This is a genomic window from Moorena sp. SIO1G6 (assembly GCF_010672795.1).
GTDB lineage: Bacteria > Cyanobacteriota > Cyanobacteriia > Cyanobacteriales > Coleofasciculaceae > Moorena > Moorena producens.
Genome location: NZ_JAAHFZ010000033.1, coordinates 12,780 through 25,420 on the forward strand (window position 1 = coordinate 12,780; position 12,641 = coordinate 25,420).

The window sequence follows — 12,641 nt, forward strand, 5'->3', positions numbered from 1 at the left end:
ACAGGGAAAAATCCTGTGTACCTCATTAGGCTAAAAAACGCTATACTGTTCCCAATTCTCCATTCTAAATTCTAAATTCTAAATTCTAAATTCTAAATTCTAAATTCTAAATTCTCCATTCTAAATTCTCCATTCTAAATTCTAAATTCTAAATTCCCTTTAATTGTTGCTCCAATTCTATCACTTTTCCCTGAATATCTAAGGTCCGGTAAAATTCTAAACTTTCACTAAAAAATTGGGAAGCCCTTGCTTTAGCATTCGGTTGATTACCCTCAACACGACGCAAGTAAATTTCCCCTAAGAGCTGGCGAGCCGAGGCTTGTAGTTTCCGACGGTTGTAGTCTAGGAAGACTTGTAAAGATTCCATGGCTAACGCTTCCGCTCGGTCAAGGTTTTCTAAGACATTAACCTCTAGGTAAGCTCGGGACATATCTAGAATTTCTTCCGCCCTATCGACAATTTCTCCAAGTTCTGAAAGTAACCTTAAGCCCATGGTGTAGTTGGTTTCAAATTGCTCAATCTGTTCCGGTAAAGTAGCGTGGTTGGAGGGTAATCGGCGCAAGCGTTCGGAATAGAGTAAGCCAAGAGCGGTATAGTTGTAGGCTAGGTTGGCTTTGTAGTCGTTAGCTTTACTAATTTCGATGGCTTGACCAATACTTTGCTCCCCTTGGCTGAGTAAGTGGAGGGCTTGGGTTGTGTCTGGAGTATTTCTGGCTAGGAGGCGTTGGCTGTTACCAATTTTTCGATACCGATTAGCAATCTTTTCATTTTGACCAAGTTGTTGATGGAGATTTAGGCTTTGCTGGTAATAGTCAATGGCTGTTGTGTAATCATCTAATTCTCGATAACAATCAGCTAGCCAATACCACTGATTGGCTACATCTGTTTGTAAATCCAACTGCTGATACAGGTCACGGCTTTGTTGGTGGTATCGAATCGCTTGATCATACTGACCCCAATCTTGATAGATTCTACCAAGCTGATAGTAAGCATCAGCAAGATTTTTTTGGTCATCAAGCTGCTGACGCATTTCTAAGTCTTTGAGTTGACAATCAACCGCTTGCTGATATTTACCCCAGTTTCGATAACAAAAAGCTAGCCAATACCAGGAATCGGCAACATCTTTCTGTAAATCCAACTGCTGATAAAGGTCACGGCTTTGTTGGTGGTATCGTATAGCTTGGTCGTACTTACCCCAATTTTGATAGATTCTACCTAGGCTCCAGTAGGCTAATGCTATCCTAGGTTGGTCATCAAGCTGCTGACGGATAGCTAAGGTTTTGAGTTGACAATCGACAGCTTGCTGATATTTACCCCAGTTTCGATAACAATCAGCTAGCCAATACAACTGATTGGCTACATCTTTCTGTTTATCCAACTGGTGATAAAGGTCACGGCTTTGTTGGTGGTATGCGATCGCATTTTGATACTGACCCCAATCTTGATAGATTCTACCGAGCTGATTGTAGGCTAATGCTATATTTGGTTGGTCATCCTGCTGACGGATAGCTAAGTCTTTGAGTTGACAATCAATAGCTTGCTGATATTTACCCCAGTTTCGATAACAAACAGCTAGGAATAACCACGAATTGGCGACATCTTTTTGTAAATCCAAGTGCTGATAAAGGTCACGGCTTTTTTCGTGGTATCGAATCGCATTTTCATACTGACCCCAAGTTTGATACATGTAACCGAGCTTCCAGTAGGCTAATGCTATCCTAGGTTGGTCATCAAGCTGTTGACAGATGGCTAAGTCTTTGAGTTCACAATCAACAGCTTGCTGATATCTGCCCCAGTCTCGATAACAATCACCTAGCCAATACCACGAATCGGCGACATCCTTTTGTTTATCCAAGTGGTGATATAGTTCACGGCTTTGTTGGTAGTATGCGATCGCATTTTGATACTGACCCCAATCTTGATAGATTCTACCTAGTTGATAGTAGGCTAATGCTATCCTAGGTTGGTCATCAAGCTGCTGACGAATGGCTAAGTCTTTGAGTTCACAATCGACTGCTTGCTGATATTTGCCCCAGTCTCGATAACAATCACCTAGCCAATACCACAGATTGGCTACATTCTTTTGGTTATCCAACTGCTGATAGAGGTCAAGGCTTTGTTGGTGGTATCGAATCCCTTGATCATACTGACCCCAATCTTGATAGATTCTACCTAGTTGATAGTAAGCTAATGCTATTCTAGGTTGGTCATCAAGCTGCTGACGAATGGCTAAGTCTTTGAGTTCACAATCGACTGCTTGCTGATATTTGCCCCAGTCTCGATAACAATCACCTAGCCTATACCACTGATTGGCGACATCTTTCTGTTTATCCAACTGCTGACAGAGTTCACGGCTTTGTTGGTACCATGCGATCGCTTGATCATACTGACCCCAATCTTGATAGATTCTACCGAGCTGATAGTAGGCTAATGCTACATCTGATTGGTGATCAAGCTGTTGACGGATGGCTAAGTCTTTGAGTTGACAATCGACAGCTTGCTGATATTTACCCCAGTCTCGATAACAATCAGCTAGCCAATACCAGGAATCGGCGACATCCTTTTGTAAATCCAACTGGTGATAGAGTTCACGGCTTTGTTCGTGGTATCGAATCGCTTCGTCATACTTACCCCAAGCTTGATAGATTCTAGCTAGTTGATAGTAAGCTAATGCTCTTTCTGGTGTGTCATCAAGCTGTTGACGGATGGCTAAATCTTTGAGTTGACAATCGAGAGCTTGCTGATAATTATCGGATGTTCGATAAGAAATACCCAGCCAAGACCACAAATCGGCTACATTCTTTTGGTTCCCCAATTGCTGATTGATGTCAAGGCTTTCTTGGTAGAATGCGATCGCTTTATCATATTCCTCCTTTTTCCGGTAACAGGTAGCTATTGCCCAAGCAATATAACCTTTGATTGGACTATCTGGGTTTTGATTAATCTCCTCTAAAATCCCAATAGCCTGATTATAGTTATCCGGGCGGAGGTAAGACAGTGCTGTCACAAACTCTATGGCTTGTTGACTTCCATGATCCCGAATCGGATGTTGTCTGGTTGCTTCCAGAGCTGAGGTCATCTCTTCCCCTAGATCTGTCACTAAATCGATCAGATTATTGAATAGCTTAGGCTCTGCTTGGTTAACTAGCTGTTGAACAAATTCATTTACACCACTAACTAAGGTTTCTCCCGCTTGACCACAAGCTACGTATAAACTTGCTAACTTAGTCTTTACCCATCTCTCTTCATTTAGGTTTAAATTATTAGCTGCTTCTTTGAAATACTTAATCACTTCATCCTTCTGATTAAATCTTTCAATCTCCCGTAGCCTGGTCAACAATTCCTTAATAGTTTCATGTTCAAAGTCTTCATCTAATCCCAAGTAAGTCGAGACTAACTGCTGAATCACCCTGGCTCGAATCTTGCTGTTGACATCAACATCAGCTAAAACCTGACCCGCAAACAGTAAATCTTGCAATACCGATGGGGACTCCCGATATGAAACGGTTGAATCTTCCCCTAAAACTGGCCAAACTAAAACCACATCCTTCGATGAGGTTTTTCTAATCTTAATTTCGCCATCGTCAATCCTAGGCTGATACTCGTCTAAGGGTTTAAACAACTTTGGAACTAACTTATTAATCCGTCTGGGATTCTCACTGCCCAAATACCCTAAGGCTAACAAAATTGGTTCATCCCAACGGGCTTCATATCGATGGGAATTAATAATATCGAGAATCTCACTAACATCATTATCTGCAATATACCGAGCGGCAAAATATTCTTCAAAGGTCAGATGCATAAACCCATAACTACCAGGGGCACGTTCCACAAACAAACCGGTTGTTTCCCTGACCCTGCGCAAAAAATCATTAATTTGCCACTGCACACTCTGGGAATCCGGGTCTTCATCATTGAACTTCCCATGGATTTGGGCGAGTTTTTCCCTAACCTCTGGTTCACTGACTAATCCCGAGGGTTTCTGTTCATGCATCCAGTAAGCCAAGGGAGCCAACAGTCCCATCACCTGACTTTCTTTGAGCACTACGGTCTCAACACCAGGCAATTTTTTGCTCAATTGCCAATCTTCGGTCAAGGTTTGGACCGCTAATTCATAGAGTTTTACCCGTTGATTGGGCAAGCGAGAGCCATTGCGGTGAATTAATGCCAAAATCGTTAACAATAAGGGATTCCCGGTCATACGCTTGACTCCCTCACTGGCTGCGATCGCCTCCTTAAGTTCCCGACTTTGATGATCCGCTTCCTGCTGCCAATAGTGCTTACTGGCATCCGGCCTTTGAGCTTTTTCCACCGCTAAACACCATCGGTCCAGAAACCGCTCCACCTGTTCCGGTTCCATCTCAGTAATGGTGAAATGGGAAAACCGTTGGCTTAATTTAACCTCCCGATAGCCAGCAATCCGGCTAGTAATCACAAACTTGTTATCACGGAATTTGGTAACAAACTCTTCAATTTGGTTAACTATCTGTTGGCGTATTTCCTGATTAAACACTTCATCTAAGCCATCCAACAGCACTAGACACATCCCACTATGGAGTTTGTGACATAAATGCTCAAAAATGGTTGTAGTATTATCGGATCTACAAAGTTGACTTGGTTTTGCCCCCCTAGAGTGTGTCTTCAAACTCGGAGATCCCCCTAAATCCCCCTTAAAAAAGGGGGACTTTGAGTATGGCTCCCCCCTTATTAAGGGGGGCTGGGGGGGATCATCATCTTGCGGAAAACTTTGAAAACACGCCCTAACCCCCCAATTTTGGGGGGAAATGCTATCAAAGTCCCCCGCCCCCCTAACCCCCCAATTTTGGGGGGAAATGCTATCAAAGTCCCCCAGAATTGGGGGATTTAGGGGGCTATTGCTAAGTTCGTTATCAGTCTGATTTGTAAATTCACTTTGCCACTGCTGAGAGAATTCCCTAAGAAACTGTTGCAAGCTCAAGTCGGATTGGGTTGCCAAGCGTTCCGCATAATCAGCAATCCGAAAGAACACCGGTAAGCGAGTTTGCCCCAAATTCTCGTTAGCCTCCCCTGCCAATACCGTTTTCTGGTCATCCCGTTGAGCGGTGGCAAAATGGAGCGCTAGATATTTCAGCAGGGTAGTTTTCCCAGCACCAGGGTCTCCCAAAATCACGCTATACTGACTATCCTGTATAGCTTTCGCTAAATCAACCTTTTCCGGAATAGTTTTAGTACTGCTAGAGATATCGATATCCTGGGGTATTGCTTCAAACTCATCAAACCTAATCGAAGGGCTAGATAAATTAGCTTTAGATAAATGCCTAGCATCGGAGCTATCAACCACCAGCTTCTGACGTTCAGCCTTGAGGGAAATATAAACCTGATCCAGAAAAATATCGACTTGGCGCTGCACCTGCATCACGCCACTAAACTTGAGATAAGAATTCTGGGCAATTAACCAATCCAGATAGGGATAAAATAACTGTGCCAGGGGGGGATGGGTTTGAAATTCCACAATCTGCTCCCGCCAATCCCAGAAATCCGGAGCCCGGAGGCGAAACTCATCCAAAAATTGTGGTTTATTGAGCCAAAACATCAATACCATGTCTCGCTCAAACAGGGATTCTCTACCGACATTCAGTCGTTTTAGCTCTTTGATGCGACGAGGTATCTCCAACTGATCAATCCCGAAGGCCATGATCAGAGGACGACTGGGAGCAGGAGTGTTGACAGAGGTCTCTTGATCAACGGGATTGAGACGGTATAGAAAATTAATTAAAGAATCCTGACTGTAGAAAAAGTTGCGAACCTGAAACTCTTCCTCACTAAAGGCTTCTTGATTAACAACAGATGTAAACTGCTGCACCACCGGATGGTTGGGACCACTTTCGGGAGCAATAGCAAAAATAATGGTGGTGCCACTAGATAGTGCTAGAGTCGTGACTAAGCTATCCAGCTCATTATGGTCAGCAGGCGTCAATGGGTCAGGGGCTGTTTCCATGGGTGAATCTTGAGTGAGAGTGGGGAGATGGGGAGATGGGGAGATGGGGAGTGTGGGAGCGAGGATTAGTATTCACAAAAATCGTTAATTTATTGGATTTATGAGGTTGAGAAGAGTACCTCATAATAGATGCAAGAAACCCTATCAATTCTAAATTCTAAATTCTAAATTCCCTATTACCCATTACCATCGCGACTACTCAGAAATTGCCTTTCTGAAAAACCTCATTGCCTCAACTGTAGACGCCATTACTACAGACCTAGTTAACAACTCCATATCTAGGTCTGGTAACACCTCTGAGGTATAAATTCGTTCGTAACCGTCTGCTCTGAGATGATGTAAGGTAAATAGACCATCTTCCCAGAACCAGACTTCAGGTACACCCAACTCCCGATAGCGATTGAGTTTGGAGAGATTACCACTGGTAAAAACTACTTCGATAGATAAGTCTGGAATTTTCTTTGGCTTTCCGATACAATAAGACTCATCCGCTTGTGCTGAGGCTACCCCTGGTTTTTCTTGGGTAAAGCTTCCTGTAGGGGTGAACTCAATTCCCTTTTCTTCAAAGTAGATAGCTAACAGAATCCCGATCAAGCGGCTAAAGGTTTCGTGGTCTTGAGAAACTGCCAAGATTTCTACTTCTCCTCTGTAGTAGAATAACCGTATTCCTGGTGAATCAACAAAGCTCTGTTCCAGTAATTTGAATTGTTGCCAATTCATCCCAGAGTGAATCAGCCGTTGGTCTTTTGGTTTTGAGAGTGTCTGTGTCATTGCTTCCATTCCCGATTACCCATGCCCTTCCCCCCTTTTTAAGCAGGGCTGTTTAATTCTAACAAAACCCAAAGCCTAGACCGTCAGCCGTCCGCTTTTAGCTCACGCTACGTAAGCATTCAGCCGTCAGCAGTCAGCTGTCAGCCATTCCTGTCCCGTGGCCATAGGGCAAGGCTCAAGCTAAGCGAACAGCTTATTTTATTCAAAATTACGGCGTTGCTGAATCAAGGAATGAATGCGCGGACATCTGGTTTTAGTCAAGCCCCCTAAATCCCCCAATTTTGCGGTGCGACCCAAGGGCGATTTACTCGCCCATTGGAAAGCGCACCGGAAGGGACTTTGAAAGTCTTGTTCCCCCCAAAATTGGGGGGCTAGGGCGTGTCTTCAAACTCCGAGTACCCCCGTTTCCCTTAAAAAAGGGGGACTTTGAGTATGGCTCCCCCCTTAATAAGGGGGGCTGGGGGGGATCTAATATCTTGCGGAAAACTTTGAAAACACACCCTAGGGGGGCAAAACCATACCCAGAATCAGCAACGCCAAAATTACCTCAAGTAGGTTGGCCACAAGCCCCTGATAGCTGAATGCTGAATGCTGAATGCTGAATGCTGAATGCTGAATGCTGAATGCTGAATGCTTACCTAAAACCTAAGAGCTAACAGCTGAATTCTGACTAGCTTGCCACTGTTCCAAGTCTTCGATAATAATCGGATGCACATCAAACCAGGTATGGTCACCGTAATACCCTAAGACATACTTATTTTGTAAAAGTTCATCACAAATCACAATGTTGCCTTGCTTGGGCAAATGATGGGTATTGGTAGTTAAGCGACCAGTTTCGTGAACAGTAGCCAATTCCGGAAAATGATAGTCGTTGATAGTATAGGCTTTGCGTTCTTCTTGAATTGCCTCCTTAGCAATGGTTGTGTCTACATATTCCTTTCGTTTCTTCAGGGCGACCTGACAAGCCCCCCGCGCTAGTCGGATTAAATCCCGGATCACACCACCACTCTTCTCAGATAATAGCTCTAGGGCATCGGGAGTGAATAGATCCGTCTCGTTAATTTTAGCTAATCGTTTGGTAATCACAGACTTCAAGATATCTCGACCAACTTGGTTAGGGGTTGAGGTGGGACCAGAATTGCGATCGCGTAGCGTGGCCGTAGGCCAATGGCATTCAAATACAGGCAAATTATACAAATCCAAACATTGGAAGCTTTCTCTCGGTTGCTGAAAGCTAGGGGAATATCGTAAAGAAATTGGAATGGTGTAGATGATATGACACTCTAATTCTGTCAGGAGCGGACTAGCAAACATTTCCAGAGCGGTTTTCAAATCATGGCGATCGAGACCATCTACAATTACCAATAATTTTTGCTTACGGTCTTTTTCAGCAGCTTTGATAATAGCGTTGATCCGAGCAATGATGTCACTAAGAACAGGGCGAACCTCAATAATTTTGGTCATTTCTCGAGTTAATCCCCGTTTCAGGATTAACCCCATTTTTTTCAAAACCTCTGGTAACTCTAACCCATAATTCTCCGTTTCTTTATCTTGATAAATTACGGTAGTCAGGCTATTTTCCAAATCATCCAGTAAGTGCTGAGCCCGATTTGACCACCAGCCTGGTTTAATGGCTTGGCGACAAACCTCCATTCCAATCAAGACTAGCACCTCAGCATAACCAATGTTATACAGGTCGAGAGCTGTTGCCGTATCAACCCAGATTACAGCATAATTTTCTGCTAGCTCCTGTTGAATGCGTCGCAATTCCGTTGTTTTTCCACTGCCCCGATGACCAGCTAATAAAAACTTAACTGGCTGGTCTTCCACTTCCAGAGTAGTGATTACATCTTCTACTGGACTATCGGTGCGCTGGATATAAAAATCTTTCATTTCCTCTGGTGTGGTCAGGGCTTTATCTGGGTTAAACAGTTGGTAAGCTGGTTTCCAATACTTGGCGTTGCTCATCGTTAAGGGGAGTAGGGAGTAGGGAGTAGGGAGTCGGGAGTAGGGAATAAAATTTAGATGTACTTGATAACTATCATAAACACTATACCTGAATAAGTCAGGAGTCAGGAGTCAGGAGTCAGGAGTTAGAATAACTTAATTTTTCAGTGAATTAGAAGCATTCAGATAATTTTGACATTTATTTCAGTTTTTATTGATTTAAATAAAAGTGTTTTTATACTGGTTTTGTAACTTGCAAAATTATCAAAAATATAGTATAATTTAATCAAATAAATCCATTCATACATGAGCATCAATGGGGCGATTGCTCTAGCAGTGTCATGGCCTATCCACTCAAAGATAAGTACATTAGTTTACTCACCGATTTTGGCTTTAAGCGTGTCTTTGGTACTGAGCCAAATAAAGGGCTACTTATTGATTTTTTAAACACCCTTTTACCACCCCGTCATCACATTGAAGATGTCACCTTCAAGAATACGGAAAATTTAGGAAACACTCCTGTAGACCGCAAAGGAATTTTTGACATCTATTGTCAATCCAAAACTGGGGAACGTTTTATAGTCGAGATTCAAAAAGCCAAACAAAACTTCTTTAAAGATAGAAGTGTTTACTATTCCACATTTCCAATCCAAGAACAAGCGCAAAAAGGCGATTGGGATTATCAATTAAAGGCGGTTTATACTGTCGGGGTGTTAGATTTTGTTTTTGACGACCATAAAAATGATCAGACAATCCTACATACTGTGGATCTAAAAAATCAGGATTGTCAGGTGTTTTATGATAAACTCAAATTCCTTTCTCTTGGTGCGCGTTCCCTTGGCGAGGAAACCTCGCCGGGGTCGCACCGCTATATCGAGTTGCCCAAATTTACCAAAACTATAGACCAATTAGAAACACATTTTGATAAATGGCTGTTTGTCCTGAAAAATCTCTCAGAATTAAACAATCGCCCTCAACCTTTCCAAGAGTCAATCTTTAATCAACTGTTTGACGTGGCAGAAATTGCTAACTTTTCTCGCACTGAACAGGATAACTACCAAAATAGTCTCAAATATTACCGAGACATGAATAATATTGTCGAGACGTCTAGACAAGAAGGGTTGCTACAAGGTCGAGAAGAAGGGCTAAAACAAGGTCGAGAAGAAGGAGCACAACGAGAACGAGTACTGATCCTCCGTCTGCTAACCCGTAGCTTAGGAGAAATACCCAGTGAACTGCAACAGCAAATTAGTGAACTATCACTGGAGCAGTTGGAAGAGTTGAGTGAAGCCTGTTTAGATTTCTCTAATCTTGAGGATTTAAGAGCTTGGTTGAATCCAACTCAAGAGTAATATCATGTTCGGTTGAACATTTATAAATAGTAGGGAACAGGGAACAGGGAACAGGGAACAGGGAACAGGGAACAGGGGATGAAGATGGAAATTACTTACCAGAAGTAAGCTATGTTTTTTGATAAATTATTATCTGAATATGATATAACAAGCCTCTGACAAATCGTGGCACAGGCTTCTAGCCTGTGACCCATAACCTGATAGCTGATAGCTGAGCGCTGAGCGCTGACTGCTTATATTAAAACATATCTGGCATCCAAGGTTCAGATCCAGAAAACAATAATGTCGCTACTGACAAAGCTTCGTTTGTGGCTTTCAAATAACCGGTAAGTTGCAGTTGTCTAGGACTATATAAACCAGTATACAAAGACGCTAAGCCTCGGATACTAATTTGAAGATCCCCATTACCTCCTGGAGTAACTTCACCTTGCCCTTGATTAACACGTAAACGGAATCTACCGTTATTAGCACTAATCAAATCATCCTCAACTTCTAAGTGTAATTCCCCATCAATTCCTACCGGATAACCTCGCTTTTCTAAGGCTTTGGGAACATCAATCACTCGTGACATCCAGTAATATCGAGTGTCAATTTTTGCCGTTTGTTCTGGTAACAGTAACATTAACGGGTCATGGGGAGAACTATACCAATACACCTGCTTGACTAGGGAGCGATGATCAGCGATAAAAGTCCAAAAACGCTTGATAGCAGCTGTGGTCAGCAATGCCCAATCGTCAATCGTAATCCGAAGCCCGTGATCGTCTTCCTGTTGAGTAAAAATAATGTAACCTTCCGGTAGAGTTTCTGAACCAATCAGATAGCTATAGATAGTTTCTTCTGGTTTTGCTACTATTGGTTTCACCAGATGTTTCCAGATAGCGTGATGGCGGTCTAAATTCCCATTGTTGGCTTGAGCTTGTTGGTGATAGATCTCCTCGAAGATCTGGTAATTCTCTGGCTCCACTCGATGCATGGGAAGATTGCGTTCGCTTAACGAAATCGTTTTGGTAGACAATTTCCACAGGCAACGGTTTCCTGCTCGTTGATAGCCTACTTTCCGGTATAGGGTGTCAGTAGAAGCATATAAAGTAGAAATTGGCACGCCCTGGTCATGGAGTTGCATGATAGTCTCAGCCATTAATTGGTAAGCTACCCCTTGACCGCGATACTCTGGCGCTACACCAACCACAGCAACTCCTGCCATCGGCACAGGTTTACCACCGTACCATTGTGCCATCGGATAAATTGCTAAATGAGCGATCGCATTTCCAGCTTGGCGAATGATGCGAAAGTTTTCAGTACCAATACGCTCAATGTAAGCCTCACAGTCACTTACGGAAACCCCAAAGCACTGAGATATAATCACCCCAATCTGCTCAAGGTCTTGTGAGTTGTCAACCGGACTATAGTCCAACCCAAGTGTCATATTAAAGAAGTTTGTATTACATATACTACTATAATACAAACTTCCCTTAATGGTGATCGATACCAATCGGATTTGAATCTTTTAGTAACGATAAAAAATCGAATCGTGCCTGCGCCTGGGAGAATATATTCTTACTCCCCTACGGTTACGATAGTAGATTTCATCGTCCCTGCGCTTGGGATAATAGACTCGCCCGCGCCCACGCCTAGGAGAATAGATTCGCACCCCCCCACGCTTAGGAGAATAGATGCGCACCCGCCCACGCCCACGCCTGGGATAATAGATGCGCCGACGCCTGCGGCGTGAACGATTCTTGTATTTACGCCCGAATGAAGAGATGAGAACGTCTCGGTTACTATCCCCAACAACGATGGGACTCTCTTGGTGCGCGTTCCCTAGGTCAGGAAACCCGACCGGGGTCGCACCGCTTTCAGCCTTAACTGGAGCGACAGGCACTAGAGCCATCAGTCCTGTGAGAAGCACAATTGAGAATTTCATATTGCTGACCTCCTGTGGAAGAGCAATGCTATTTCAGCTAGCGATAGATGAGGTAAAAGCGTCAGCTATCAGCTAAAGGCGTTTAGTTAGGTTTGTTTCACCTTTTTAGTCAGGTGTTTTTGCGGTGCGACCCCGGTCGGGTTTCCCGACCTAGGGAAGGCGCACCAAGAGAGTCGAACTAAAGATCCATCCTTGATAGCTGATAACTGATCGCTAAATACTTACACAGATAGACGAGATAGACGTAGCTTACCTTAACGAATGTTCCCATACCCCCCTCTCTGGTGGTATTTTTATGCGATCGCGAAGCGGTTCCAAAGGAACGTAAGCATTCAGCTAATGCGCTACGCGCACGCTTGGCCTTGGCCGTTGGCCACGCTACGCGAATGGCCACGCTCCTTGAGGTGCGAACAGCTATCAGCGTGTCGCGTATCAGCTCATGGGTTATGCACATTCTTATTGATGAGGAAAGCATTTTGAATAAAAGAGGTAAGCATTTGTTTAATCTGAGTTAAGTCTGCTGTTTCCTTAGCTTGAGCCTTGGCCTATGGGCACGCTAGGGGAATGGCTTAAGGCTGAAGGCTTAAGGCTGAAGGCTGAAGGCTGAAGGCTGAAGGCTGATTGCTGAATGCTTACGATTACTGACCACCAACCCTCACCCCTCACCAAA

7 protein-coding genes are annotated in these 12,641 nt (G+C 43.6%); 1 reads left to right on the plus strand and 6 read right to left on the minus strand.

Features of this window, described 5'->3' with window-relative positions:
- Positions 1-148 precede the first annotated feature (148 nt).
- From F6K63_RS24855 to F6K63_RS24865, 3 genes are all read right to left on the minus strand, one after another.
- Entirely contained in the window at positions 149-5,977 is a 5,829-nt protein-coding gene (locus F6K63_RS24855) for a tetratricopeptide repeat protein (RefSeq protein WP_287313384.1), read from the minus strand.
- 195 nt (positions 5,978-6,172) lie between these two features.
- A complete protein-coding gene (locus tag F6K63_RS24860) occupies positions 6,173-6,748 on the minus strand; it encodes a Uma2 family endonuclease (RefSeq protein ID WP_044492501.1) in 576 nt (191 codons plus the stop codon).
- A 645-nt stretch (positions 6,749-7,393) separates the two neighbouring features.
- The gene (locus tag F6K63_RS24865; RefSeq protein ID WP_287313385.1) at positions 7,394-8,716 is read right to left on the minus strand and encodes a P-loop NTPase fold protein; all 1,323 of its coding nucleotides are present in this window, start codon (positions 8,714-8,716) and stop codon (positions 7,394-7,396) included.
- 320 nt (positions 8,717-9,036) lie between these two features.
- Here F6K63_RS24865 and F6K63_RS24870 point away from each other — a divergent pair, with 320 nt between their 5' ends.
- Positions 9,037-10,047, plus strand: a complete 1,011-nt coding sequence (locus F6K63_RS24870; RefSeq protein WP_287313386.1) for an Rpn family recombination-promoting nuclease/putative transposase — start codon at positions 9,037-9,039, stop codon at positions 10,045-10,047.
- A gap of 238 nt (positions 10,048-10,285) precedes the next feature.
- Here the strand turns inward: F6K63_RS24870 and F6K63_RS24875 are convergent, their stop codons facing one another.
- The 3 genes from F6K63_RS24875 to F6K63_RS24885 form a co-directional block, all read right to left on the minus strand.
- Complete coding sequence (locus F6K63_RS24875; protein WP_008181473.1) at positions 10,286-11,473, minus strand: GNAT family N-acetyltransferase; 1,188 nt, start codon at positions 11,471-11,473, stop codon at positions 10,286-10,288.
- Positions 11,474-11,554: 81 nt separating this feature from the next.
- A complete protein-coding gene (locus F6K63_RS24880) occupies positions 11,555-11,971 on the minus strand; it encodes a hypothetical protein (protein ID WP_131827015.1) in 417 nt (138 codons plus the stop codon).
- Between the two features lie 178 nt (positions 11,972-12,149).
- The gene (locus tag F6K63_RS24885) at positions 12,150-12,365 is read right to left on the minus strand and encodes a hypothetical protein (RefSeq protein WP_131827014.1); all 216 of its coding nucleotides are present in this window, start codon (positions 12,363-12,365) and stop codon (positions 12,150-12,152) included.
- Positions 12,366-12,641 lie beyond the last annotated feature (276 nt).